21 protein-coding genes and 1 pseudogene are annotated in these 24,156 nt (G+C 72.4%); 12 read left to right on the forward strand and 10 right to left on the reverse strand.

Going from position 1 to position 24,156, the window contains the following annotated elements; genetic code table 11:
* Window positions 1-91: 91 nt before the first annotated feature.
* Both ACIO92_RS23610 and ACIO92_RS23615 read right to left on the reverse strand, forming a co-directional pair.
* A complete protein-coding gene (locus ACIO92_RS23610; RefSeq protein WP_402060407.1) occupies window positions 92-619 on the reverse strand; it encodes a GNAT family N-acetyltransferase in 528 nt (175 codons plus the stop codon).
* Between the two features lie 14 nt (window positions 620-633).
* Window positions 634-1,496 (reverse strand): annotated as a pseudogene (locus tag ACIO92_RS23615) (DUF6597 domain-containing transcriptional factor).
* A gap of 250 nt (window positions 1,497-1,746) precedes the next feature.
* Here ACIO92_RS23615 and ACIO92_RS23620 point away from each other — a divergent pair.
* A complete protein-coding gene (locus ACIO92_RS23620) occupies window positions 1,747-2,382 on the forward strand; it encodes a TIGR03086 family metal-binding protein (protein WP_402283271.1) in 636 nt (211 codons plus the stop codon).
* 206 nt (window positions 2,383-2,588) lie between these two features.
* Here the strand turns inward: ACIO92_RS23620 and ACIO92_RS23625 are convergent, their stop codons facing one another.
* Window positions 2,589-2,831 (reverse strand): hypothetical protein, encoded by a 243-nt coding sequence (locus ACIO92_RS23625; protein ID WP_402060410.1) that lies wholly within the window; start codon window positions 2,829-2,831, stop codon window positions 2,589-2,591.
* Between the two features lie 260 nt (window positions 2,832-3,091).
* Between ACIO92_RS23625 and ACIO92_RS23630 the strand changes: the two genes are divergently transcribed.
* Window positions 3,092-4,003: an ABC transporter substrate-binding protein gene (locus tag ACIO92_RS23630; RefSeq protein ID WP_402283269.1), complete on the forward strand. Its 912-nt coding sequence runs from the start codon at window positions 3,092-3,094 to the stop codon at window positions 4,001-4,003.
* Between the two features lie 15 nt (window positions 4,004-4,018).
* Here ACIO92_RS23630 and ACIO92_RS23635 read toward each other — a convergent pair whose 3' ends face one another.
* Window positions 4,019-4,423, reverse strand: coding sequence for a MerR family transcriptional regulator (locus tag ACIO92_RS23635; RefSeq protein ID WP_366443279.1), 405 nt, complete (start codon window positions 4,421-4,423; stop codon window positions 4,019-4,021).
* Between the two features lie 182 nt (window positions 4,424-4,605).
* Between ACIO92_RS23635 and ACIO92_RS23640 the strand changes: the two genes are divergently transcribed.
* Window positions 4,606-6,570: an APC family permease gene (locus ACIO92_RS23640; protein ID WP_366443129.1), complete on the forward strand. Its 1,965-nt coding sequence runs from the start codon at window positions 4,606-4,608 to the stop codon at window positions 6,568-6,570.
* Window positions 6,571-6,850: 280 nt separating this feature from the next.
* Here the strand turns inward: ACIO92_RS23640 and ACIO92_RS23645 are convergent, their stop codons facing one another.
* On the reverse strand, window positions 6,851-7,453 hold the full coding sequence (locus ACIO92_RS23645) for a hypothetical protein (RefSeq protein ID WP_366443130.1): 603 nt from the start codon (window positions 7,451-7,453) through the stop codon (window positions 6,851-6,853).
* 230 nt (window positions 7,454-7,683) lie between these two features.
* Between ACIO92_RS23645 and hemL the strand changes: the two genes are divergently transcribed.
* The 7 genes from hemL (at window position 7,684) to ccsB (ending at window position 15,517) form a co-directional block, all read left to right on the forward strand.
* Window positions 7,684-9,030: a glutamate-1-semialdehyde 2,1-aminomutase gene (hemL, locus tag ACIO92_RS23650; protein WP_402283267.1), complete on the forward strand. Its 1,347-nt coding sequence runs from the start codon at window positions 7,684-7,686 to the stop codon at window positions 9,028-9,030.
* A gap of 89 nt (window positions 9,031-9,119) precedes the next feature.
* Window positions 9,120-9,767 (forward strand): histidine phosphatase family protein, encoded by a 648-nt coding sequence (locus ACIO92_RS23655; protein ID WP_366443280.1) that lies wholly within the window; start codon window positions 9,120-9,122, stop codon window positions 9,765-9,767.
* 172 nt (window positions 9,768-9,939) lie between these two features.
* Entirely contained in the window at window positions 9,940-11,298 is a 1,359-nt protein-coding gene (locus ACIO92_RS23660) for a hypothetical protein (RefSeq protein ID WP_402283265.1), read from the forward strand.
* Window positions 11,299-11,375: 77 nt separating this feature from the next.
* Entirely contained in the window at window positions 11,376-11,981 is a 606-nt protein-coding gene (locus ACIO92_RS23665) for a TlpA disulfide reductase family protein (RefSeq protein ID WP_366443132.1), read from the forward strand.
* 4 nt (window positions 11,982-11,985) lie between these two features.
* Window positions 11,986-12,723, forward strand: a complete 738-nt coding sequence (locus ACIO92_RS23670) for a cytochrome c biogenesis protein CcdA (protein ID WP_366443133.1) — start codon at window positions 11,986-11,988, stop codon at window positions 12,721-12,723.
* A gap of 5 nt (window positions 12,724-12,728) precedes the next feature.
* Window positions 12,729-14,438, forward strand: a complete 1,710-nt coding sequence (locus ACIO92_RS23675) for a cytochrome c biogenesis protein ResB (protein ID WP_366443134.1) — start codon at window positions 12,729-12,731, stop codon at window positions 14,436-14,438.
* Complete coding sequence (ccsB, locus tag ACIO92_RS23680) at window positions 14,435-15,517, forward strand: c-type cytochrome biogenesis protein CcsB (protein ID WP_366443135.1); 1,083 nt, start codon at window positions 14,435-14,437, stop codon at window positions 15,515-15,517. Before ACIO92_RS23675 ends, ccsB begins: the two co-directional genes overlap by 4 nt.
* 87 nt (window positions 15,518-15,604) lie before the next feature.
* Here the strand turns inward: ccsB and ACIO92_RS23685 are convergent, their stop codons facing one another.
* The 5 genes from ACIO92_RS23685 to ACIO92_RS23705 all read right to left on the reverse strand — a co-directional run bounded on the left by ACIO92_RS23685 (window position 15,605) and on the right by ACIO92_RS23705 (window position 21,703).
* Entirely contained in the window at window positions 15,605-17,152 is a 1,548-nt protein-coding gene (locus ACIO92_RS23685; RefSeq protein ID WP_402283263.1) for a hypothetical protein, read from the reverse strand.
* 4 nt (window positions 17,153-17,156) lie between these two features.
* Window positions 17,157-19,217 (reverse strand): hypothetical protein, encoded by a 2,061-nt coding sequence (locus ACIO92_RS23690; protein WP_402283261.1) that lies wholly within the window; start codon window positions 19,215-19,217, stop codon window positions 17,157-17,159.
* 155 nt (window positions 19,218-19,372) lie between these two features.
* The gene (locus ACIO92_RS23695; protein ID WP_366443138.1) at window positions 19,373-19,825 is read right to left on the reverse strand and encodes a nucleoside deaminase; all 453 of its coding nucleotides are present in this window, start codon (window positions 19,823-19,825) and stop codon (window positions 19,373-19,375) included.
* 65 nt (window positions 19,826-19,890) lie between these two features.
* Window positions 19,891-20,511, reverse strand: coding sequence for an NAD(P)H-dependent oxidoreductase (locus ACIO92_RS23700; protein WP_366443139.1), 621 nt, complete (start codon window positions 20,509-20,511; stop codon window positions 19,891-19,893).
* Window positions 20,512-21,310: 799 nt separating this feature from the next.
* Window positions 21,311-21,703 (reverse strand): PLD nuclease N-terminal domain-containing protein, encoded by a 393-nt coding sequence (locus ACIO92_RS23705; protein WP_366443140.1) that lies wholly within the window; start codon window positions 21,701-21,703, stop codon window positions 21,311-21,313.
* Window positions 21,704-21,792: 89 nt separating this feature from the next.
* On the opposite strand from ACIO92_RS23705, the gene ACIO92_RS23710 reads away from it, so the two are divergent.
* On the forward strand, window positions 21,793-23,250 hold the full coding sequence (locus ACIO92_RS23710; protein WP_366443141.1) for a menaquinone biosynthesis decarboxylase: 1,458 nt from the start codon (window positions 21,793-21,795) through the stop codon (window positions 23,248-23,250).
* A 59-nt stretch (window positions 23,251-23,309) separates the two neighbouring features.
* Window positions 23,310-24,149, forward strand: coding sequence for a menaquinone biosynthesis prenyltransferase MqnP (mqnP, locus tag ACIO92_RS23715; RefSeq protein WP_401241583.1), 840 nt, complete (start codon window positions 23,310-23,312; stop codon window positions 24,147-24,149).
* Window positions 24,150-24,156: the final 7 nt, after the last annotated feature.

Genomic DNA, 24,156 nt, shown 5'->3' on the forward strand with positions numbered 1-24,156 from the left:
CGCCCACATGCACAACCTCGCCATGGCAGCATGACCAGACCAGCCCGAAACCGGCCCTGACCTGCCCAGACACAACCTTCTGCAACACGCTTTAGAGCGGGCCCGTCAGGTCGAGCCGCCAGTCGTTGCAGCGCATCAGGTGGCCCGGCGGGTACTCGAAGTCCCGCTCACCGAGCAGCTCGAACCCGGCCTTGCGGCACACCGCGTTCGACGGCGCGTTCCCCGTCGAGGGGTACGCGTGCAGGAAGCGGTGCAGGCCCGCGCGCTTGGCCTCGACGGCCACCGCGCGCGTGGCGGCCGTCGCCACGCCCCGGCCCTGGAAGCCCGGCAGCACGCTCCACCCGGTCTCGTACACCGGCTCGCCCTCCCCGCCGCGCACCCAGAAACCGATGCTGCCCGCCACGGTCCCCTCCGGCTCCAGTGCGATCCGGAACATCCGCCCCGCGCCCGTGCCGTCCGCGCTCAGGCCCACATAGCGACGGTGGCGCCGGACGAGCTGCTCCTCGGTCTCCGGGCCGCCGAGATGCTCCGTCAGTTCCGGTGCGTTCAGGGCGCGCAGCAGCTCGGCGTCGTCCTCGGACCAGGCTTCGAGACGTACTGATGAGATGGCGTTCTCCATGTTCGTACGGTAGGTCAGGGGTCTGACAGCCCCCGGGCGTACGCGGTCGGCGGCACCCCGACCGTCGCCGTGAAGTCCCGTACGAGAGGGGCCTGGTCGCTGTAGCCCAGTTCCGCCGCGATCCCCGCCCAGTCCGGCCCTTCCGGAGCCCGCGCCGCCCCGGCGCGTTCCAGGGCCTCATGGACGCGGTACCGGAGGATCACCCACTTCGGCCCCACGCCCACGTGGGACGCGAACAGCCGCTGGAGCGAGCGCGCCGACAGGCCCGACGGGGCCGCCAGCCGGGAGACCCTGCGGACCGTCCGGTCCGTGCGGATCAGATCGACCAGTTCCATGGCCCGGTCGGCGGCCGGATCGGGGACGGGACCATGGGTCAGCAGGAACGCGGCGAGTGCCGCCACGCGCGCGTGGTCCGCGTCGGGGGGAGAGGATCCGGGACAGGGGGTCCGGCGAGCCCGGCCCCTGCGGGAACACCTCGGCCGACGGGACCCGGCGGCCGGTCCACGCCGACACCGGCCACGCGGGCGCGAACGGCCGGAAGCCGCCGGGCCGGAACTGCGCCCCGCGGACCCGGCCGGACCCCGCCAGTTCCTGGGCGAACAGGCCGCGCCCGATGCCCGACACATCGGCGGACGCGTGCGCCGAGGCCGTGGGGGCGCCGATCGGACCGTACCGCTGGAAGACGACGTTCACCGACGGGTGCGGGACGAGATGGCTGACGTACGGCTGGTCGAGATCCCAGTCGATCAGCCAGTAGTGCTCCAGATAGGGGCGCGGTTCCGGCGCCGGGGTGTGCCGCCGGAAACGGACCCGGGCGAGCAGTTCGGCGGGGTCGACGATGCCCCCGTGTGTCCCGGCGAGGAGCGGAATCAGCCATCCTTCGATGCCAGGCGCGTCCCCGAGGCCGCGCCCGAGCCTCGCGGCGCCTCCGCCTCCGCCTCCGCCTCCGCCTCCGCCTCCGCCTCCGCCTCCGCCTCCGCCTCCGCCTCCGCCTCCGTTCCCGCCCCTGCCCCCGCTCCACGTCCTACCTCCCCGTCCCCCTCCGTACTGGGCCGTGCGCGGGACAAGTTTCGGTCTGGCGCGTTTCTTCAAGACGGCCGTGGGCATGTTCTCGGAACGTCGGTCTCATGACGAACAACGACCCGCCCCGCGTCGGCGCCCTCCTCCGTACCGCCGCCGCGCACGCCGTGCCCCTCGTCAGGGACACCCCCGACACGGCTCTGGGCGCGCCCACGCCGTGTGCCGAGTACGACGTCCGCGCCCTCCTGAACCACCTCTTCGACGTCGTGGTGAACTTCCGGGCCCTCGCCGCCAAGCGGTCCGCCGACTTCTCCGGCGCCCCGGACCGGCTCGCCGACGCCGACTGGCGCGACCGCTTCGAGGACGAGACCGGGAAGCTGGTGGACGCCTGGTCGGCGCCCGGCGCCGACGAGGGCACCACCGGGTCCCTCGGCCTGCCCGCGCGGACCGTCGGCTGCATGGTGCTGCTCGACCTCACCGTGCACGCCTGGGACCTCGCCCGCGCCACCGGGCGCCGCTTCGAGCCCGATCCGGCCGTGGTCGAGGGACTCGCCGAGGAGGTGGAGGGGATGGCGCCGATGGCCCGGAAGGCCGGTGTCTTCGGGGAGGCGGTCGAGCCGCCCGCCGACGCCACCGCCTTCGAACGGCTGCTCGCGACGACCGGCCGCGCCCCGCGACCCGCCGCGACCCACGATCCGCGCCCGTCCGGGACCCGCGCCTCCGCGACGACTGAGAGCGACTGAGAACGACCGAGGGGGATCAGGGAGTGACCAGGCAGTGACCAGGGAGTGCTGATGGAGCACGGAGAGCAGGACCGGGGACGTCTGAGCGCCGCCGGAAATCTGGCCGCCCGGTCGGCGCTCCTCCGGGATCCGGTCGCGTTCACGGTCCCCCCGGGCACCCGGCGTCGGTCCTGCTCCCGGACCGGCTTCGGTACCCGCCCCCGAAGTCAGCGGAGGCGGCCCGCCCGGCCCGGGGCGAGCCGGGAGACGACCTGGCCGAAGGCGTGTTCCTCCGCAGGCGTCAGGGCCGTCGACTCCAGCGGGTGCCACACCCGCTCCAGCGGGATGCCCGCCCGGTCGCGGCGGGCGCGGGAGCGCAGACCGAGCGACAGCCACACCACCGTCGAGACGGCGAGCAGGCCGAACAGGGTGAGGACACGGGGGTCGGAGAACTGGCCGGGCAAGGACATGGCTCACTCCAGAGCGAGAGGCCGCCCGCGCGTGGCGCGCCCCGGCAGGTGGCGCGCGGGCACGGAGGCACGAACGATTCCTACTGCTTCCTCCCGACCTGTTCAGTTAACACCACAGGGGAGGACTTTCGGCAGGGGGTCCCGGGACCTTGGTCCCGGGCCGGATGTCCACCACCGGACGACAGGCCCTCTTGTGCGGGCCGGGCAGCCGTTCCAAGGTGGCGGAAGAGGCACGTTCCGGCCGGGGAGGGAGTAGCCGCATGTCCGGTACTCAGACATGGGGATTCACGGACGACAGGGGTACGGAGCTGGGGGCGGCCCGCGTCCCGCGACGGGTGGTGGCGTACGTACGGGCCGGGGCGGCCCTCTGCGATCTGGGGGTGACACCGGTCGCCGTGTACGGCTCCGGGCACGACGGGGAGGTCCTCGACCCCGCGAAGGAGGGCGGGCTCGGGGCGGCGGCCGTGACGTACCTCGGGCCGGGCCGGACCCTGGACGAGGAGCGGTTGCGGTCGCTGCGGCCGGACGTGCTCGTCGACGTGACCTATGACGGGAAGAGCCCGTACGCGCTCGACGAGGCCGTCGCCGAGCGGCTCGGGGTACCGCTCGTGGCGCTCTCCGTCGGCGGCGAGCTCACCCTCGGGGCGATCCTCGACCGGTTCGCGGCGCTCGCCACCGGTCTGGGCGCTCGACCGGATCCCGGCGGAAGGAGCGGCGGGGCGGAACCCACCCCCGCCCCGCCCGTCACCCCCGCCACCACCGCCCCGCCCGCAGCCACCCCGTCCGCCACCGCCCTGCCCGCCGCCGAACGGGCGCTGCGGGAGGCCGCCGGGCGGGGCGGGGTCACCGTGCTCGCGCTCTCCGGCGCCGGTCCCGAGCAGGTGCACCTGGCCCGCCCGGACGCCTGGCCCGAGCTGGCGCGCCTCGCCGAGCTGGGCGTACGGCTGCTCGACCCGGGGCCGGGCCCCGGGGCCAACTGGCTCACCGCCGACTGGGCCCGCGCCGCCGAGCTCCGGCCCGGCCTGGTCCTCTTCGACAGCCGGGCCCACGCCACTCCGCCCGACGGGCCCCTCTCGGACGTCCCGCGCACCGCCTGGAACCCCGAGACCCCGCCCAGCCCCGCCGCCTACGCGCGCTTCTTCCACGAGCTGGCCCGGACGCTCACCCGCTGACCGGCCGGACCCCGGTCAGACCGGTACCGCCGTGAGACGGGTGCGGCGGAGCGAGTCGGCGAACTCCTCGGCGCGGCCCAACTGCGCCCGCAGTTCGGCGACCCGCTCCGCCGCGGCCCGCTCGTACCGCCGGACGCGGGCCAGGAGCGCGGCCCGCTCCTCCGGTTCCAGCTCCGTGTCCGTGCCCGCGCGCTCGGCGGTCAGCCGGTCCACTGCGGCCAGCAGCTCACGGGTCTCGTCGAGGGTGAAGCCGAGCGGCTTCATCCGGCGGACCACCATGAGCCGGTCCACATCGGCGTCCGTATAGAGCGGGAACCCGCCCGGCGAGGCGGCGGACGGCACGACCAGACCGCTGTCCTCGTACTGACGGATGGTGCGCAGGGGGAGTTCGGTCCGGGTGGCGACCTCCCCGATCTGCAGGGGCGCGCCGGACGACCGCGCGTCCCGGGGCCCCCGTACTCCCCGGGACTCCCGGGCTTCCCGGGTCTCTGCTGCTCCGCTCACGGCCAGTTCCTTCCTCGTGCGGGCGTCCCCGAGGCGTACGGGGTTCCCAGGGCGCGGCTTCCGCGCATTACATACCATTCGTCCTAACTTCATCACTTATGAGAGCTGGAAGTGCGGCGAAACGCCTGCTGGTCGGTCGTCCGTTGGACAGCGGCCGGCTCGGGGAGACCCTGCTGCCGAAGCGGGTCGCGCTGCCGGTCTTCTGCAGCGACCCGCTCTCCTCCGTCGCGTACGCCACCGAGGAGATCCTGCTGATCCTCGCGCTCGGCGGCCTCGCGGTGCTCCATCTCGCCTGGTACGCGGCGACCGGCATCGTCGTCCTGCTCCTGGTCGTCGTCGCCTCCTACCGGCAGACCTGCTACGCCTATCCGGGCGGGGGCGGCGCCTATGTCGTCTCCTCCGAGAACCTCGGGCGGACCGCCGCGCTCACCGCCGCGTCCGCGCTGCTCATCGACTACGTGATGACCGTCGCCGTCTCCGTCGTCTCGGGGGTCGCCGCGATCACCTCGGCGGTCCCCTCGCTCGACGGGCACGCCGTGGCCCTCTCGGTCTTCTTCGTCGCCGTCCTGGCCTGGATGAACCTGCGCGGGGTACGGGAGTCGGGGCGCTGGTTCGCGCTCCCCACGTACGCCTTCATCGGGGTCGTCCATCTGATGTTCGTGGTGGCCGCGGTCCGTACGGCGACCGGTACGGCGATCCGTGCCGAGTCCGCCCGGCTGCCCGTCGAGGCGGTCTCCACCTACTCCGGGGTCGCGCTGGTGCTGCTCGCGCTGCGCGCCTTCGCCTCCGGCTGCACCGCGCTCACCGGGGTCGAGGCCGTCAGCAACGGCGTACCCGCGTTCGCCAGGCCGAAGAGCCGCAACGCGGCCATGACGCTCGCGATCATGGGCGGGCTCTCCGTGACCATGTTCTTCGGGATCACGGTGCTCGCCATGGTCTACGAGGTCCATGTCGCCGAGGACCCCACGGAACTCGGGCTCGCCCCCGGCACTCCGATGTCCACCGCGCTCGCCCAGATCGGACGGGCCACCTTCGGCGACTGGCACGTCCTCTTCTATCTGCTCCAGGCCGTCACCGCGGGCGTCCTGGTCCTGGCGGCCAACACCGCCTTCAACGGCTTCCCGATGCTCGCGTCCGTCCTCGCCCGCGACCGCTACGCGCCCCGGCAGCTCGTCCACCGCGGCGACCGGCTCGTCTACTCCAACGGCGTCGTCCTCCTCGCGCTCGCCGCGATCGTCCTGATCGTCGCCTTCGACGCGGAGCTGACCCGCCTCATCCAGCTCTACATCCTCGGCGTCTTCGTCTCCTTCACCCTTTCCCAGGCGGGCATGGTCAAGCACTGGCGGCGGGAACTCGCCACGCCCGCCGGGGCCGCGGACCGTCACAACATCCGGCGCCGCCTCACCGTCAACGCCTTCGGCGCCTGTCTGACGGCGGTGGTCCTCGTGATCGTCCTCATCACCAAGTTCACCCACGGTGCCTGGATCGTCGTCCTCGCGATGCCGCTGCTCTTCGCGGGGATGAAGGGGGTGCGGCGGCACTACGACGCCGTCGCCGCCGAGGTCGCCGTGGAGGCCGGCGCCCGGCCCCGCGCCCTCGCCGAGAACCACGTCCTGGTCCTGGTCGCCTCGGTCAACGCGCCCAGCCTCCGGGCGCTGTCCTACGCCCTGACCCTGCGTCCCGCGTCGCTCACCGCCGTCACCGTGGCGGAGGACCCGGCGGAGGCGGAGGCGCTCCGGGCGAGCTGGGACGCGCACGGCATCGGCGTACCGCTGCGGGTGCTCAGCTCCCCGTACCGCTCGATCGTCCAGCCGGTGCTGCGGCACGTCAGGGAGGCGCCCGAGCGCACGGGGGACGCGGTGCTCTCGGTGGTCATCCCCGAGTACGTGGTGGGGCGCTGGTGGGAGCAGCCGCTGCACAACCAGAGCGCGCTGCGGCTCAAGGCCCGGCTGCTGTTCATGAAGAACGTCGTCACGATCGACGTGCCGTACCGGCTGGCCTCGGCCCGTGAGCTGGCCGCCGAGCGGGCGAAGGCGGCGCGGGAGGCGGAGGGCCGTGTCTGAGACGACCGGACCCGCGAGGGTCGGAGAGGGCCGGGCACAGGGTCCGGGACACGCCGGACCCGCCCGGGTCAGGGACGGCCGGACCTACCCGGGGCCGGGACGCCCCGGCCCGGGGTCGGAGACGCGCGGCACCCGCCCGGGTCAGGGACGGCCGGGCGCACCCGGGTCCGAGCCGCCCGGGACCCCGGGTCCGGGACGTCCCGGGCTCATGGTCCCGGCGCGCCGGACCGGGCCCCGCCCGGACACCGGTCCCGCACCGGCCGGGCCCGCCCGTCCGCCGTCAGGGCCACACCAGGCAGTACGGCTGGTGGCCCGCCTCGTGGAGGCGGACCGAGAAGTCCTGCCACTCGTGGAGCAACTGGTAGACGTCGAACGCGTCGCGCGGGCCGCCCCGGTCCGGGACCGTGGACCAGATGAAGGCCGCGGCGCCCACCGACTCCTCGCCGATCCCGCGCAGCGGGTCGACCACGGTCATCGGCAGTCTCACCACCGCGTAGTCCGGGTGCAGCACCACCAGTTCCAGGGGCGGCACCTTGTGCAGGGGCATTCCCTGGATGCCGGTGAGGACCATCGCGGCTATGGTCTCCGGTTTGATCTTGCTGAACATGCCGCCCATGCCCAGCTCGTCGCCGCCGAGCTCCTCGGGCCGCATGGAGATCGGGACGCGGGCCGCCGTGGCGCCGTTGGGCGCGCCGAAGTACTTGTAGGTCACTCCCAACCGGCCGCTCCTGCTTCGGGGGGCCGGCTCGCCAGGGGCGCCCGCGGCGCCCCCCTGCCCGCCCGCCGTCGGGTCCTCGGTCCGCCGGCGCCGGTGTCTCCCCCGCCGGGCAGACTCCGGACCCAGATCGTCCGTCCCCTCGCCCGGTCCGCCACCGCGATGCATATCTCCACCCGACTGCTTCTTCTCGGCAACACGACCCCGCCGCGCGACCCGATCATCGTGTCAGTGACCTCCCCCGCGTTCGTACGGTGAAACACCTGTCCGCAAGAACGCCGTGGCCTCTGACACCATGGATTCCGTGAGTCATCCCCATGTCGCCCCAGTTTCGCAGACGCGGAGGGCGAACGCCCCGGCGTGATACCGGGGGTGTCCGCACCGTCCGTCCGTTCCCGATGTCGTGCCCTCAGTCGTTCTCGCAGGTCAGGATCACAGTGCCGTATTCATACGAAGCCCCAGTCTCACAGACGCTTTTCGACCGCGCGTCCCTCGTGACGCCCGGCGGCGTGAACTCACCGGTGCGTGCCTTCCGGGCCGTGGGCGGAACGCCCCGGTTCATGGTGTCCGGTTCCGGTCCCTACCTCACCGACGCGGACGGGCGGGAGTACGTCGACCTCGTCTGCTCGTGGGGTCCGATGATCCTCGGCCACGCGCATCCCGAGGTCACGGCGGCGGTGCGGGAGGCCGTGGGCCGGGGGACCTCCTTCGGGACGCCCGGCGAGGGCGAGGTGGCGCTCGCCGAGGAGATCGTCGCGCGGGTCGAGCCGGTCGAGCAGGTGCGTCTGGTCTCCTCCGGCACGGAGGCGACGATGTCCGCGATCCGGCTGGCCCGCGGGTTCACCGGGCGCGCGAAGGTCGTCAAGTTCGCGGGCTGCTACCACGGACATGTCGACGCGCTGCTGGCCTCGGCCGGTTCCGGGGTGGCCACCCTGGGGCTGCCCGACACCCCGGGCGTGACCGGGGCGCAGGCCGGGGACACGATCGTGCTCCCCTACAACGACCTGGAGGCCGTGCGGGCCGCGTTCGCCGCGCACCCGGGCGAGATCGCCTGTGTCATCACGGAGGCCTCGCCCGGCAACATGGGTGTGGTGCCGCCGCTGCCCGGTTTCAACCAGGGGCTCGCGGACCTGTGCCGGGAGAACGGCGCGCTGTACGTCTCCGACGAGGTGATGACCGGTTTCCGCACCTCGCGGGCGGGCTGGTACGGCGTGGACGGTGTCAAGGCCGACCTGCTGACCTTCGGCAAGGTCATGGGCGGTGGCTTCCCGGCCGCCGCGTTCGGCGGGCGGGCCGACGTCATGGGCCATCTGGCCCCGGCCGGTCCGGTCTACCAGGCGGGCACGCTCTCCGGGAACCCGGTCGCGACGGCCGCCGGTCTCGCGCAGCTGCGGCTGCTCGACGACCCGGCGTACGCGCGGGTGAACGCGGTCTCGGCGGAGATCCAGGGCCTGGTCACGAGCGCTCTGGCGAAGGAGGGCGTGGCGCACCGGCTGCAGACCGCGTCCAACATGTTCTCGGTGTTCTTCACCGCCGACGAGGTGCGGAACTACGACGAGGCGAAGCGGCAGGAAGCCTTCCGTTTCAATGCCTTCTTCCACTCGATGCTGGCCGACGGGGTGTACCTGCCGCCGTCCGCGTTCGAGTCCTGGTTCGTGTCGGCCTCCCACGACGAGCGGGCGATCGAGCGGATCGCCGCCGCGCTGCCCGCCGCCGCCCGCGCCGCCGCGGAGGCGACGGCATGAGCGAGCGCGCGCGGACCGAAGAGGAGCGGGAGGGCGCTCCGGTGAAGGAGACCCCGAAGGGCGCCGAGGACATCACCGTCGTCCATCTGATGCGGCACGGCGAGGTGCACAACCCGGAGGGTGTCCTCTACGGGCGCCGCCCCGGCTACCACCTGTCGGAGCTGGGCCGGAAGATGGCGGACCGGGTCGCCGAGTCGCTGGCGGACCGGGACATCACGTACGTCGTCGCCTCCCCGCTGGAGCGGGCGCGGGAGACGGCGGCGCCGGTGGCGAAGACGCACGGCCTGGACCTGGCGAGCGACGAGCGGCTGATCGAGGCGGCGAACGTCTTCGAGGGCAAGACCTTCGGCGTCGGTGACGGGGCCCTGCGCAAGCCGGGGAACTGGAAGCACCTCACCAATCCGTTCCAGCCGTCCTGGGGCGAGCCGTACGTCGAGCAGGTCGTCCGCATGATGGGCGCGCTGGACGCGGCGAAGGACGCGGCCCGGGGCCACGAGGCGGTCTGCGTCAGCCATCAGCTGCCGATCTGGATCGTCCGCAGCTTCGTGGAGAAGCGGCGGCTGTGGCACGACCCGCGGCGGCGGCAGTGCACGCTGGCCTCGCTGACCTCGTTCACGTACCGGGGCGACAAGATCGTCTCGGTCGGTTACAGCGAGCCCGCCCGGGACCTCGTACCGGCGCATCTGCTGGCGGGGGCGAAGCCGGTGAAGGGGAAGTCGAAGGCGTTCGGGGCGTAGTACGTCCGGATGTTCCGGGGCGCGGAGCGGCCCCGCTGGACAGTGTGGAGCGCGCGGTCCAGAGTGCTGGGGCGGTCGTTTGGTGTTCATGCCAATCGACCGCCCTAAAATTTTTGTGCTATTTCCCGGAACCTCCGTGTTCCTCCCGGCATCTCACTCATTGTCGGTTTGGATGACGTTCATCTCGTACGTCAGCTCGAATGGGGATGCCATGCGCGGGAACAGCGGGATCAGTCGAAGGGGGCTGCTCGGAGCGGGCGCCGGTGCCGCTGCGGCGATGGGACTGGCCGCGTGCAGTACGGGCGGCCAGGACAAGTCGCCGCGATCCGGACCGGGCAAGGGGGGCGACGCCTCGACCGGACCGGGCAAGCCCGCCCCCGGCAAGGACGACGTCAAGCTCATCGGCGACGGTTCCACCGCCGACACCGGCAAGCAGCCGCACCAGCCCGACGCCCCCGTCCCCCTCGAACCCGGCCAGACCCCGCCCCAGTTCGTGATCTTCTCCTGGGACGGCGCGGGCGAGGTCGGCAACGGCCTCTTCCCCCGCTTCCTCGAACTCGCCAAGAGCCACGACGCGGCGATGACCTTCTTCCTCTCCGGGATCTACCTCCTCCCCGAGTCCAAGAAGAACCTCTACCGCCCGCCGAACAACCGCGTCGGCGCCTCCGACATCGGCTACCTCACCGACGACCACATCAAGGACACCCTGAAGTACACCCGGCAGGCGTGGCTGGAGGGCCACGAGATCGGCACCCACTTCAACGGGCACTTCTGCGGCGGCTCCGGCTCCGTCGGCAACTGGACCCCGGCCCAGTGGCAGAGCGAGATCGACCAGGCGATGAAGTTCGTCACCGAGTGGAAGACCCACAGCGGCTGGACCGACCTCGACCCGCTGCCGTTCGACTACTCCAAGGAACTCGTCGGCGGCCGCACCCCCTGCCTCCTCGGCCAGGACAAGCTGCTCCCCACCGCCAAGCGGCTCGGCTGGCGCTACGACGCCAGCTCGCCCGGCGGCCGACAGGTCTGGCCCGAGAAGCGCCAGGGCATCTGGGACCTGCCCCTCCAGGCGGTGCCCTTCCCCGGGCGCTCCTTCGAAGTCCTCTCCATGGACTACAACATGCTCGCCAACCAGTCGAAGAACACGACGAAGGGGATGCCCTCGCGCTACAAGGGCTGGCGCGAGCAGGCCGCCGGAGCCTATCTGGCCGGATTCAACCGCGCGTACACCTCGAACCGCGCCCCCTTCTTCATCGGCAACCACTTCGAGCAGTGGAACGGCGGCATCTACATGGACGCCGTCGAGGAAGCCCTCAAGGGAATGGCCGGAAAGAAGGAGGTGCGTCTCGTCTCCTTCCGGCAGTTCACCGACTGGCTCGACGTCCAGGACCCGAAGATCCTCGCGAAACTGCGTACCCTGGACGTCGGACAGAAGCCGACCGGCGGCTGGAACGCCTTCCTGAGGCCCGCTCCGGCCACCCCGGCCACCCCTTCCTCCGCCCGGACGCCCGACTCGTCCACCCCCGCGGCTTAGGCGATCTTGACAAGGGGCTTTCCGGGCACGTAGGGGGGTGCCCAAGATCCCCCAAACGCCCATGCGAAACTTTTCACATGAGCCTTAGCCGTGCCCCTCGACGCACCCTGCTCGCCGTCGGAGTGCTGACCGCCGCCCTCACGCTCTCGGCCTGCGGCGGCGACAGCAACGGCAAGTCCGGCGGTGGTGGCAACACCAACTTCGTGACCAACGCGGGCGGCATCGCCACCGTCGCCAAGGGTGAACGCGCGGCCCCCGGAAAGCTCGCCGGCGAGACCCTCGAAGGCGAACGGCTCGACGTCGCCTCCCTCAAGGGCAAGATCGTCGTCCTCAACGTCTGGGGCTCCTGGTGCGCCCCCTGCCGGGCCGAGGCCCCGCACTTCGCCAAGGTCTCCAAGGACCTCAAGGCCCGGGGCGTCGAGTTCGTCGGCCTCAACACCCGCGACCCCAACAAGCAGCCCGCCCTCGCCTTCGAGGAGGACTACGGGGTCACCTACCCCAGCCTCTACGACCCGCAGGGCGAACTGATCCTCTTCGGCTTCCCCAAGGGCACGCTCAGCCCGCAGTCCATCCCCTCCACCGTCGTCCTCGACAAGGAGGGCAGGATCGCCGCCCGCTCCCTCATGGCGCTCAACGAGGAGAAGCTCCGCTCGATGATCGAGCCGCTCCTCAAGGAGAAGTGAGCCGGTGAACGAGACCGTCACCAGCGGAGCCCTGCTGCTCGCCCTGCCCCTCGCGGTCCTCGGCGGGCTGGTCTCCTTCTTCTCCCCGTGCGTGCTCCCGCTCGTCCCCGGCTACCTCTCCTACGTCACCGGGGTCACCGGCACCGACCTCGCCGAGCAGCGCCGCGGCCGGATGACCGCGGGCGCCCTCCTCTTCGTCCTCGGCTTCACCGCCGTGTTCGTCTCCGGCGGCGCGCTCTTCGGCTACTTCGGCTCCACCCTCCAGGAGTACCGGGGCACGCTCACCACGATCCTCGGCGTGCTCATGATCCTCATGGGCGTCTTCTTCCTCGGTCTGATGCCCTGGTTCACCCAGCGCGAGTTCCGCTTCCACAAGAAGCCCGTCGCCGGACTGCTCGGCGCGCCGCTGCTCGGCGCGCTCTTCGGCATCGGCTGGACCCCGTGCATCGGCCCGACCCTCGCCTCGGTCAACGCCCTCGCCCTCCAGGAGGCCAGCGCCGGACGCGGGGCGATACTCGCCTTCGCGTACTGCCTCGGACTCGGCGTGCCGTTCGTGCTCGCCGCCGTCGCCTTCCGCAAGGCGCTCGGCGCGTTCGGCTGGATGAAGAAGCACTATGTGTGGGTGATGCGCGTCGGCGGCGGCATGATGCTCCTCACCGGTGTCCTGCTCCTCACAGGTGTGTGGGACAGCATGGTCGCCACGATGCAGGGCTGGTCCAGCGGTTTCACGGTGGGGATCTGAGTTCCATGAGTACGACCGACACTTCCGGCACGACGGAGCGGCAGGAGGGCCTCGGCGACGCCGGGGAGCACCTCTCCACCGCCCCCACCGAGGACCGGGGCGACACCCCCGTCGGCGGCCCCGTCCTCGGGGTCATCGGCTGGATCCGCTGGTTCTGGCGGCAGCTGACCTCCATGCGGGTCGCGCTGATCCTGCTGTTCATGCTCTCCCTGGGCGCCGTCCCCGGCTCCCTCGTCCCGCAGAACAGCGCGGACGAGATGAAGGTGCAGGCCTTCAAGGAGGCCCACGAGACGCTCAGCCCGCTCTACGACAAGCTCCAGTTCTTCGACGTCTACAGCTCGGTGTGGTTCTCCGCGATCTACATACTGCTGTTCGTCTCCCTCATCGGCTGCATCGTGCCGCGCACCGGACAGTTCGTCGGCCAGCTCCGCAGCCGGCCGCCGGGCGCCCCCCGGCGCCTGGACCGGCTCCCCGCGTACACCACCTGGCGCACCGAGGCCGCTCCCGAGGAGGTCCGGACCGCCGCGCTCGCCCTCCTCAAGGGCCGCCGGTTCCGCTCCCACCCCGCGGGGGACGCGGTCGCCGCCGAGAAGGGCTATCTGCGCGAGGCCGGGAACCTGGCCTTCCACGTGGCCCTGATCGTGATGCTCGTCGCCTTCGCCTGGGGCCAGCTCTTCAAGTCCGAGGGCGGCAAGCTGATCGTCGAGGGCGACGGCTTCTCCAACACGCTCACCCAGTACGACGACTTCAAGTCCGGCTCCCAGTTCGGCATCGGGGAACTGGAGCCGTTCAGCTTCAAGCTCGACGCCTTCGACGGCACCTACGAGAAGAACGGCCCCCAGCGCGGCACCCCGCGCACCTTCGAGGCGGCCGTCACCTACACGCGGGGCGGCGAGCCGACCAAGGCCGTCATCCGGGTCAACGAACCCCTCAAGGTCGGCGACTCCAAGGTCTATCTGATCGCCCACGGCTACGCCCCCGTCGTCACCGTCAGGGACGGCCGCGGCAAGATCGTCTACACCGCCGCCGTGCCGCTGCTGCCCATCGACAACAACGTCACGTCCACCGGCGCCATCAAGGTGATGGACGGCTACCGCGACAAGAACGGCGAGAAGGAGCAGCTGGGCTTCCAGGCGTTCTTCGTGCCGACCTTCGCGGGCGCGGGCCAGGGCACGATGTTCTCCCAGTTCCCCGCGCTGGACTTCCCCGTCATGGCGCTCACCGGCTACCACGGTGACCTGCGGGTCGACTCCGGGCTGCCGCAGAACGTCTACCAGCTCGACAAGTCCAAGATGAAGCAGTTCACGGACGCGTCCGGCGGCAAGCTCGCCAAGCGACTGCTGCCCGGCGAGACCCTGACGCTCCCCGACGGGGCCGGCTCGATCACCTTCGAGAAGGACATCAGGGAGTGGGCCAGCTTCCAGATCTCGCAGCAGCCCGGCAACGGGCTGGCGCTCGCGGGCGCCATCGCCGCCATCGCCGGTCTGACCGGCTCGCTCTTCATCCAGCGGCGCCGGGTCTGGGTCCGGGCCGTCCGGGGTGAGGACGGCGTCACCGTCGTCGAGATGGCCGGACTCGGCCGCAGCGAGTCCGCGAAGCTCCCCGAGGAACTGGGAGACCTCGCGCTCGCGCTCACCCAGGACGCGCCCCCCGCACCGGAACCCGCGGACGAACCCGCAGAAGACCCTGCCCCTTCTGGAGAGGCCGACAAGTGATCCTCGCCGCCACGACCAACGAGAGCCTGGCGCGGATGAGCGACGTGCTCATCTACTCCTCGATGGCCGTCTACACCCTGGCTTTCCTCGCCCACATCGCCGAGTGGGTCCTGGGCAGCCGCAGCAAGGTCGGCCGCACCGCCGCCGCCCTCACCCCGCGCGCCGCCACCGCCGCCCCCGCCGTGACCGTCCAGGTCAAGAAGGCGGGCGGCACCACCGTGCTCGACAAGCCGAAGGTCGTCACCCGCGCCGCGGCCGGCGCCCGTGACGTGCCGGACGGCCCCGGCGCGGCGGGCGGCACCGTCAAGGGCGATCTGTACGGCCGCATCGCCGTCTCGCTCACGGTCCTGGCCTTCCTGGTCGAGGCCTCCGGCGTGATCGCGCGGGCGTTCTCCGTGCAGCGGGCCCCCTGGGGCAACATGTACGAGTTCTCCACCACCTTCTCCACGGTGGCGGTCGGCGCGTACCTCGGCTTCCTCTTCGCCAAGAAGAACGTCCGCTGGATCGGTCTGCCGCTGGTCACCACGGTCCTGCTCGACCTGGGCGTGGCCACCACCTGGCTGAAGACCCCCAGCGACCAGCTCGTTCCGGCGCTCGACTCGTACTGGCTGTGGATCCACGTCTCCACCGCGATCTTCTGCGGCGCCGTCTTCTACCTCGGGGCCGTCGCCACCGTCCTCTACCTCTTCCGCGACTCGTACGAGAACAAGCTCGCCACCGGCGGGAACCCGGGCTCCTTCGCCCGCTCGGTCCTTGAGCGGCTGCCCTCGGCCGCCTCGCTCGACAAGTTCTCCTACCGGATCAACGCGGCCGTCTTCCCGCTGTGGACGTTCACGATCATCGCGGGCGCGATCTGGGCCGGGGACGCCTGGGGCCGCTACTGGGGCTGGGACGCCAAGGAGGTCTGGTCCTTCATCACCTGGGTCGGCTACGCCGCGTACCTCCACGCGCGGGCCACGGCGGGCTGGAAGGGCCGCAAGGCCGCGTACATCGCGCTCGTCGCCTTCGCCTGCTTCCTGTTCAACTACTACGGCGTGAACATCTTCGTGACCAGCAAGCACTCCTACGCCGGAGTCTGATCCGGCCCGCCGGAGTCCGCTCCGGCACCACCGCCGGACCACCGGCCCCCGGCCCGAAGGCCGGGGGCCGGTCCCGTTCCCCCGCCGTCACCCCCGCTTCGGCGGCAGGCACGTGTCCGTCGGCGGACGGCCCTCCGGCCACGCCATCTGGACGAAGCGCTGGGTGCCGTCCGGGGCGAGCTGCACGATCGGGACCGCCTTGTTGTACGGGTTGCCGTAGTTGTCCAGGCAGATCCAGCCGCTCGCGCCCGCCACCCGCAGCGAGCCCTTGACCTGCGGCCACTGGTTGCCCACGTCCTCCTTCGCCGGATAGGCCGCGCCGTCCGGGGTGGCCTGGCGGATCGCGTGCACCGCCGTCGTCAGGGCGTCGTAGGCGATGATCGCCTGCCCGTCGGCGAGCGCCACCGGCCGGTCCTTCGGCGTCACCTTCGAGATGTCCCGGACGAAGTCCTCGTACGCCCGGGGCGAGCCGCCCGTCGCGGGGACCTTCCGGCCGGGACCGGGCAGCCAGGCGTCGGGGTGGGCGAGCGCCGCGTACCGCACGGTCAGCCTCCCCTTGAGGGCGTTCTTGTCGAGCTTGGCGTCCGCGCCCAGGTACGAGCCCTCGTCACCGGTCAGGACCGTGAAGGCGCGGTCCACACAGCCCCGGTCGCCGAGCGCGTTGATGAACTGGCGCAGCTGGGTGTGGCGGCCCGCGAAGAACACCGTGTCGGTGCGGGTGTCGCAGATGATGTGGGTGATGTTGCGGAAGGTGTTGGCGGTGGTGCCCTCCTGGGTGGGATCGCTCGCGGCGGTGAACTCCAGCGGCTCCAGCGGCGCGTCCTTCAGCGACGTGGCGAAGGCCGCCTTCAGGGTGTCGACGTAGTGGTCGCCGCTCCGGGTGTCCTGGACGAGGAGCGCCTTGGCCGCCTCGACCCGGCCGAAGTGCGCCAGCGCCCTGGCCTCGTCGCTGTTGGTGGGGGAGACCCGGGCGAGCCCGGGGAACGGCTTGCCGCCGGGGCCGTTGGCGATGTCGTCGGCGGTGATCGTGGTCCCGACCACCGCGACCCTGGCCTTGGTGAGGACGGTCACCGCCTGCCGCATCTCGGTGGAGGAGGTGGCGATGCCGGAGACGGCCCGCAGCCGCTCCGGCCCCTCGGCCAGCGATATCACCTGATCGACCGTGGTGCGCCAGTGGGCGTTGCCCCGGCCGGTGTTGGCGAGCACCAGCCGGATCGTGGGCCGCTGCCCGTTGGACTCGTGGTTGGCCCGGAGCTGGGCGGCGTACGCGCCCTGCACCTCGTGCAGCACCTTGTTCCGCATCCCCCCGTCGGTGGAGGTCAGCGGCAGCAGGACGGCGACGGTGACGTACTCGCCGCTCTTGAGCGTGGCGTTCTCGGCGCGGACGGCCCCGGCCACCTCCCGCAGTTCGGCGACGCCGAAGTCATGGCCGTCGCCGTTGACGCCCACGCACTCGGAGCTGGCGACCGGGCGGGCCACCCCGGCGGCGCAGGAACGGTCCTCCGGAGTGGTGAGCCGGACCACGCCGTAGCCACCGGCCCCGAGGACGAAAGCGGCGGCGACGACCGAGGCGACGAGCTTCTGGCGAGGGGTGCGGACACGGCGGCGCAGGGGGTCGAGCAGTCGGTCGGGCATGACGTCAGACTCCGTCCTCGCGGCCCGGCGGCAGCGACAGCTCCCGCCGGGCACGGATGTCACGCGGCCAGTGGGTGGCCGCGTCCCAGAGGGAACCGCTGCCCGTCAGATGACGGCCGGACAGCCGGCGCAGCTCGTGCGCGAGCCGGTCGGCCACCTCCTCGTCGGGCAGCGCCAGCGGATCGGTCAGCAGCCACACGGCGTGCAGCAGCCGCCGTACGGCCAGGTGCAGTTCCACGCCGTCGGCGTCGAGCCCCGGCGGCAGCGGACCCGGCGGCCCCTGGCCGAGGGCCGCCGCCCGGCGCGGATCGGGCCCGGTGGCGCCCCGCTCGCGCGGATGGGGGGCGGAGCCGATGAACCGCAGCCGCCCCAGCCAGCCGAGGACGTCCGGGCCGGGAAAGGTCTCCCGCAGATGGCCGACGGCCTCGTCGGTGCGGCCCAGCGCGAGATCGTGGTGGAGCCGGTACGGGCCGGGCTGGGGCCCGTAGTGGCGGCGCAGGGTCTCGTGGACGGCGTGCCAGGCCGCGTACCGGGGGTGGTCGCCGTCCTCGAAGCGGAGCCGGTGCAGCAGCAGTGCCCGCAGCAGCGGGTCGGCGACGAAGTGCCGGGGGCTCTCGGGCCAGTCCTCGGCGCGCAGCAGATCGCGGACCCGCAGTGCCACGTCCCCGTCCAGGGACGCGCCCTGGAGCCGGGCGCGGGCCAGCATCCGGGCGGACTCCTCGTCGTGGGCGGCGGCGAGCACGGCGTACGGCCCCGGCCGCCGCACCGGCAGGAGATCGGCGAGCAGCGCGGGGGCCACCGGCACCGGCGGGGAGTCCTCGCGGAGCTCCACCGTCAGATCGAGCAGCAGCCCCGGGGTGAGGTGCGCCTTGAGGTGCGCCGGAGCCTCGCCCGCCGCCCTGCTGAGCCGCGCCACCCCGAGGGGCCGTCCGCCGGTCAGCCGGTGGACGGCGCGGGCGAGTTCGGCGGGGGTCCGGCCCGCCGGGTCCCGGTGGTCGAAGGCGGCCCGGGTCTGGGCGGGCGAGAGCGGGGTCAGTTCGACGGCGAGGATGCCGGAGCCGATGCTCGTCCCGCGCGGGCAGGGCGCCCGGTGCGCGGTCTCCGGCAGCCGGGTGCGGGTGGCCTGCCGCAGGCCCTCGTGGTCCCGGACGCGGGAGGTGGCGAGGACGACGGTCCGGTCGCGGCGGCCCTCGGCGCGGGCCCGCAGGACCGGCTCGACGAGCTGCCGCCCGAGGGGTTCGTGGGCGTTGTCGATGAGGAGCAGCGGACGGCCGACGCGGGCGCCGCGGGCGAGCCCGGTGTAGGAGCGGCGCAGGTCCTCGACGAGCGCGCCGACGAGGAAGTCCTCGGCCCCGCGCCGTCGGCGCCCGTCCTGCTCGAAGTCGATCGCGAGCTGCTGGAGCCCGGCCTTGCCGTTGCCGCCCGCGTTGCGGTAGCTCCCGTACCAGCTCTCGGAGGTCCGCTGGAGGCGTCCGAAGACCTCCTCCAGGACGGTCTCCACGGTCGCCTCGGCCAGCATCCCGGCGAGCGGCGCGGCGGCCTCGGCGAAGTTGGAGGCGAGTTTGGCGAGGACCTTGCCGACCCAGTTGGCGGCGGCGCCCCTGGTCGCGTCGACCGTCGAGAGCAGCGGTCCGAGCCGCAGCAGGTCGCGGCGGGCCCGCTCGTCGTCCTCCCGGGACCAGGCCAGGGAGGCGACGGCGACCAGGCCGAGGGAGAGCCGGGGGAACCGCACCGGCCGGGCGCCCAGGGCCTTCGGCGACAGCTGTACGGCGAGTTCGGCGAGCGCCCCGGTGACCGGGGTCCAGCCGGGGCCGTGGTCGGCGGGCGGCTCGACGTCCTCGCAGTCGAACAGGGCCAGCGGCGTGTACCCCTTGTAGCGGTCGCGGACCTCCTTCAGGAGGGCCGTCTTGCCCGTGCCCCGGCCGCCCGTGAAGACGGTGACCGGTGGATCGTCACCGTGCTCGAACGGCACCCGGGCGCCGCCCTCCCGGGTCAGACCGCTGAGGCGGGCCACCAGCCCGCCGTCCTCCAGGACCGCCTCGCGGCCGTACAGATCTCTTGCCACGATCCGTCACCCCCGTGTGCCCCCGTTACCCCCGTCACAGTCAACTTCAGGATATGGGCGGGGTGTTGGGAAAGCCTTGGCCTTTTCGACTCTGCTTTCGAGTCGTTGCGGGGGTGTGGTGCGGCTGTGGCGGTACGGGAGGTTTCGGCGGAGCCTCATGCCTCGCCGATGTCCTCGTTCCACAGGGCGGGGTGCCGGGCGGTGAACTCCCGCATCAGGGCGGCGCATTCGGGGTCGTCGAGCAGGACGACCTCGACGCCGTGCCGGGCCAGCCACTCGTGCCCGCCGTGGAAGGTCCCGGCCTCCCCGACGACCACCCGGGAGATCCCGAACTGCCGGACGAGCCCGGAGCAGTACCAGCAGGGCGAGAGGGTCGTCACCATCGTCGTCCCCCGGTACGAGCGCCGCCGTCCGGCCGCCCGGAACGCGGCGGTCTCCGCGTGCGCGGACGGGTCGCCGTCCTGCACCCGGCGGTTGTGGCCGCGTCCGAGCAGCGTCCCGTCCGGTCCGTACAGGGCGGCGCCGATCGGGACGCCTCCCTCGGCGCGTCCGGCGCGGGCCTCGTCGAGGGCGACGGCGAGCCGCGCGCGGTCCTGTTCCCGGTCCATGGGGTGAGCCTTCCCCGGAGGGCCCTCCGTGTCACGTGCCCGGAGGGTCCGCCCGGGGCGCCGGGTCAGGCGACGGCCCCGGCGGTCTCCTCGTAGGGGAAGCGGGCGAGCGGCGCGGGGCGGTCGAAGAAGGTCCGGGCGGCGGTCAGCGCCCGCTCGTCGGCGCGGATGCGGCCGGGCCGGGAGGCCGTCCCGGTCAGGACGCCGCCGAACCGCATCCGCAGATAGGCCGCCGAGTGGCTGAGGGAGGTGGTCAGACCGTCGGCGACGACATGGTCGTCGTCGGCCATGGCCGTCACCCCCCACAGGGTGCCGCCCGCCATGCGCTCCTTGAAGTCGGAATCCGGCATGTTCAGCCAGCCCGACCAGTAGTCGAGGTAGCGCTTGGTCTGCGCGGAGAAGCTGTACCAGTAGAGCGGCGAGACGATCACGACGTCGGTCGCCTCCTCGGTGGCCCGCAGCAGCAGCCGCTCGTCCTCGCCGGTCGGCGGGCCGGACACCTCGTGGCGGCCGTCCTGGAAGTCGGGCAGCGTCAGCCGGTTCAGGTCCACCCAGCGCCGGGGCACCCCGGCGGGCAGGTGCGCGGCGGCCTCGCGGGCCAGGATCTCGGAGTTGCCGTCGGCCCGGGAACTGCCGAGCACGAAGAGGAACGAGCGGTCCGCGCCAGGGGTGGCGTCGAAGGTCATGTCAGCTCCGGTGTCATGGGGTAACCGTTGCCAACTCGCCTTCTGCCAAAGGTATTCCACCCCTCCGGCGCACCCACCGGACCTGCGACGACCGGGTCCGCCGGACCTGCGACGACCTGCTTCGCCGGGCCCGCGACGACCGGGCTCGGGGCCCGCGACGACCTGCTCCGCCGGGCCCGCGGCGGACCGTTCGGCCCGGACTTCCGGCGCCGGTCCCGCCGTGCCTGCGAGTCGCGTGCCCGCGTCCCGCCGTGCCCGCGACTCGCCGGGCATCCGGCGGCTCGTCCCGCCGGGACTTCGGCGGACCGCGCTCCCAGGACCGACGGCGTCCGGTCCGCCGGGTCCGTGTCCGCCCGGGTCCGTGTCCGCCCGGACCGGACACCGAGCGGGTCTCCGCGGGTCCGCGTCCCGCCGGGACTTCAGTGGACCGGGCTCCGCCCGGGTCTGCGGCGGCCCGTCCGCCGGGGCCCTGGCGCCTGCCGGACTTCCCGGCCCGCCGGGCTCCGGCGGGCCGGGATTACGGGCCGTCGCCGGGCCCCCGCGTCGGTCAGGGGTCTGCCCTGGGGCGGGCCTGCGGCCTGCCGGGCCTCCGGTGGATCGTTCTGCCGGGGCGCTGCCGGGGCGCCGCCGGGCACGCCGTACCGGCGGGACTGCTCTCGCGGGTCCGTTCCGCCGGGGTCCGTGACCTGTCGGTCGGCCCGTGGGGGCCGCGTTCCGCCGGGCCTCCGGCAGTCCGTCCGGCCGGGTCCGTGGCCCGGCCGGGCCTCCGGCGGATCTCCCGGCCCGGCCCCGGGGGCCGTCAGCTCTCCGGGTCCCCGTCGCGCTCGCGGCGCTTCAGTTCTTCCTCGCGGCGGCGCAGGTCGGCCTCCCAGTCCTCCAGGCGGTCCTCGTCCCGCTGCGGGGCGGCGGCCTCCGGGGCCTCGTCGCGGGGCTTCTCCTCCCGCAGCGATTTCAGGAACTCGGGGTTGTCGTCGGGCGCCACCCAGCCGCCCGGGGCGCCCCGGCCGCGCGGCTTGCGCTGCTTGCCCGCGACGATCCAGCCGATCGCCCCGACGAAGGAGAACAGCAGCACGACGATGGCCCAGACCGGCTTGGGAAGGTGCTTGACCTCTTCCTCCGGAGTGTTCAGGCAGTCGATGAAGGCGTAGATCATCAGAGCCAGCGGCAGGATGAACAGCAGCGCTCTGAGCATGTGGGACAGCCCCCCGGAAGCGGTGGCGGGGGCGCGATTCGGCGCCCCGGTGACAGGTCAAGGGTAGCCGGTGACCGATACTTGCCCCTATGGCTTACGACGATCTCCGCTCGCTGCTCAGGGCTCTGGAACGTGAAGGCGACCTCAAGCGCATCAAGGCCGAAGTCGACCCGTACCTGGAGGTCGGGGAGATCGTCGACCGGGTGAACAAGGCCGGGGGCCCGGCGCTCCTCTTCGAGAACGTCAAGGGCTCCGACATGCCCCTGGCGATGAACGTCTTCGGCACCGACCGCCGTCTCCTCAAGGCCCTGGGCCTGAAGTCGTACGCGGAGATCGGCGAGAAGATCGGCGGACTGCTCAAGCCCGAGCTGCCGCACGGCTTCGTCGGTGTCCGTGAGGCCTTCGGCAAGCTGGGCTCGATGGTCCACGTGCCGCCGAAGAAGGTGAAGTCCGAGGCGGCCCCCGTGCAGGAGGTCGTGCTCACCGGCGACGACGTCGACCTGGACCGGCTGCCCGCGCTCTTCACCTGGCCGAAGGACGGCGGCTCCTTCTTCAACCTGGGTCTCACCCACACCAAGCACCCCGAGACGGGCGTGCGGAACCTGGGCCTCTACCGCCTCCAGCGCCACGACAAGCGCACCATCGGGATGCACTGGCAGATCCACAAGGACAGCCGGAACCACTACGCGGTCGCGGCGGCGAAGGGCGAGCGGCTGCCGGTCGCCATCGCCTTCGGCTGCCCCCCGGCGGTGACGTACGCCTCGACGGCTCCGCTGCCGGGCGACATCGACGAGTACCTGTTCGCCGGTTTCGTGCAGGGCAAGCGGATCGAGATGGTCGACTGCAAGACCGTCCCGCTCCAGGTCCCGGCACAGGCCGAGGTCGTCATCGAGGGCTGGCTGGAGCCGGGCGAGATGCTCCCGGAGGGCCCCTTCGGCGACCACACCGGCTTCTACACCCCGCAGGAGCCCTTCCCCGCGCTGACGATCGACTGCGTCACCATGCGCAGGCGCCCGCTGATCCAGTCGATCGTGGTCGGCCGCCCGCCGACCGAGGACGGTCCGCTGGGCCGCGCGACCGAGCGGTTCTTCCTGCCGCTCCTCAAGATCATCGTGCCGGACATCGTCGACTACCACCTGCCGGAGTCGGGCGGCTTCCACAACTGCGCGATCGTCTCGATCGACAAGAAGTACCCGAAGCACGCGCAGAAGGTGATGCACGCCATCTGGGGCGCGCACATGATGTCGCTGACCAAGCTGATCATCGTGGTCGACAAGGACTGCGACGTCCACGATCTGCACGAGGTCTCCTGGCGCGCCCTCGGCAACACCGACTACGCCCGGGACCTCACGGTCGTCGAGGGCCCGGTCGACCATCTCGACCACGCCTCCTACCAGCAGTTCTGGGGCGGCAAGGCGGGCATCGACGCCACGAAGAAGCTGCCCGAGGAGGGCTACACCCGGGACGGCGGCTGGCCGGACATGGTGGAGTCGGACCCGGCGACGGCGGCCATGGTGGACCGCAGGTGGAAGGAGTACGGGCTGTGACCACCGCCGCCGTACCCGGAGCGCAGCCGGGCCGTACGCGGTCCTTCCTGCGTCTCGTGATGATCGAGCACTCGGTCTTCGCGCTGCCCTTCGCGTACATCGCCTCGCTCACCGCGATGTACCGGCTGGACCGGAGCATCCACTGGTGGACGCTGTTCCTGGTCACCGTCTGCATGGTGGGCCTGCGGACCTTCGCCATGGCCTGCAACCGGATCATCGACCGCGAGATCGACGCGCGCAATCCGCGCACGGCGGGCCGTGAGCTGGTGACCGGCGCGGTGTCCGTGCGGTCGGCGTGGACCGGGGCGGGGATCGCGGTCGTCGTCTTCCTCGGCGCCGCCGCCCTGCTGAACCCGCTCTGTCTGGCGCTGGCGCCGCTCGCGGTCGTCCCGATGGTCGTCTATCCGTACGGGAAGCGGTTCACGAACTTCCCGCACGCGATCCTCGGCCTCGCGCAGGCCATGGGGCCGGTCGGAGCCTGGCTCGCGGTGACCGGCGAATGGTCCTGGGACGCGGTGGTCCTGGGCCTCGCGGTGGGCGTCTGGATCGGCGGCTTCGACCTGATCTTCGCCTGCCAGGACGTGCAGGCGGACCGGGCGCACGGCGTGATGTCGGTGCCCGCCCGCTTCGGCGTCCCGGCGGCGCTGTGGGGCGCCCGCGTCTCGGCGGTCCTCACCACCGGTCTGCTCGTCTGGTACGCGCTGGCGACCGGCGCCGGGCTGTTCTTCTGGACCGGTCTGGTGATCGTGGCGGCGGCCTTCTGCTACGAGCACTCGATCGTGAAGCCGCACGACCTGTCCCGGCTGAACCGGGCGTTCTTCACGACCAACGGCTTCATCGGGATCACCCTGTTCGTGTGCGCCCTGCTGGACCTGCTGGTCCGCGGCCTGACGCCGTAGCTCACGG

Origin of the sequence: Streptomyces sp. NPDC087215 (assembly GCF_044744885.1) — a bacterium.
Taxonomy (GTDB): domain Bacteria; phylum Actinomycetota; class Actinomycetes; order Streptomycetales; family Streptomycetaceae; genus Streptomyces.

Excerpts from the sequence above, each read along its gene's own strand:
- ACIO92_RS23610 (WP_402060407.1), bottom strand. The coding sequence starts at position 619 with ATGGAGAACGCCATCTCATCAGTACGTCTCGAAGCCTGGTCCGAGGAC.
- ACIO92_RS23620 (WP_402283271.1), top strand. The coding sequence starts at position 1,747 with ATGACGAACAACGACCCGCCCCGCGTCGGCGCCCTCCTCCGTACCGCC.
- ACIO92_RS23625 (WP_402060410.1), bottom strand. The coding sequence starts at position 2,831 with ATGTCCTTGCCCGGCCAGTTCTCCGACCCCCGTGTCCTCACCCTGTTC.
- ACIO92_RS23630 (WP_402283269.1), top strand. The coding sequence starts at position 3,092 with ATGTCCGGTACTCAGACATGGGGATTCACGGACGACAGGGGTACGGAG.
- ACIO92_RS23640 (WP_366443129.1), top strand. The coding sequence starts at position 4,606 with ATGAGAGCTGGAAGTGCGGCGAAACGCCTGCTGGTCGGTCGTCCGTTG.
- ACIO92_RS23645 (WP_366443130.1), bottom strand. The coding sequence starts at position 7,453 with ATGCATCGCGGTGGCGGACCGGGCGAGGGGACGGACGATCTGGGTCCG.
- hemL (WP_402283267.1), top strand. The coding sequence starts at position 7,684 with ATGTCGTGCCCTCAGTCGTTCTCGCAGGTCAGGATCACAGTGCCGTAT.
- ACIO92_RS23655 (WP_366443280.1), top strand. The coding sequence starts at position 9,120 with ATGCGGCACGGCGAGGTGCACAACCCGGAGGGTGTCCTCTACGGGCGC.
- ACIO92_RS23660 (WP_402283265.1), top strand. The coding sequence starts at position 9,940 with ATGACGTTCATCTCGTACGTCAGCTCGAATGGGGATGCCATGCGCGGG.
- ACIO92_RS23665 (WP_366443132.1), top strand. The coding sequence starts at position 11,376 with ATGAGCCTTAGCCGTGCCCCTCGACGCACCCTGCTCGCCGTCGGAGTG.
- ACIO92_RS23675 (WP_366443134.1), top strand. The coding sequence starts at position 12,729 with ATGAGTACGACCGACACTTCCGGCACGACGGAGCGGCAGGAGGGCCTC.
- ACIO92_RS23685 (WP_402283263.1), bottom strand. The coding sequence starts at position 17,152 with ATGCCCGACCGACTGCTCGACCCCCTGCGCCGCCGTGTCCGCACCCCT.
- ACIO92_RS23695 (WP_366443138.1), bottom strand. The coding sequence starts at position 19,825 with ATGGACCGGGAACAGGACCGCGCGCGGCTCGCCGTCGCCCTCGACGAG.
- ACIO92_RS23700 (WP_366443139.1), bottom strand. The coding sequence starts at position 20,511 with ATGACCTTCGACGCCACCCCTGGCGCGGACCGCTCGTTCCTCTTCGTG.
- ACIO92_RS23705 (WP_366443140.1), bottom strand. The coding sequence starts at position 21,703 with ATGCTCAGAGCGCTGCTGTTCATCCTGCCGCTGGCTCTGATGATCTAC.
- ACIO92_RS23710 (WP_366443141.1), top strand. The coding sequence starts at position 21,793 with ATGGCTTACGACGATCTCCGCTCGCTGCTCAGGGCTCTGGAACGTGAA.
- mqnP (WP_401241583.1), top strand. The coding sequence starts at position 23,310 with ATGATCGAGCACTCGGTCTTCGCGCTGCCCTTCGCGTACATCGCCTCG.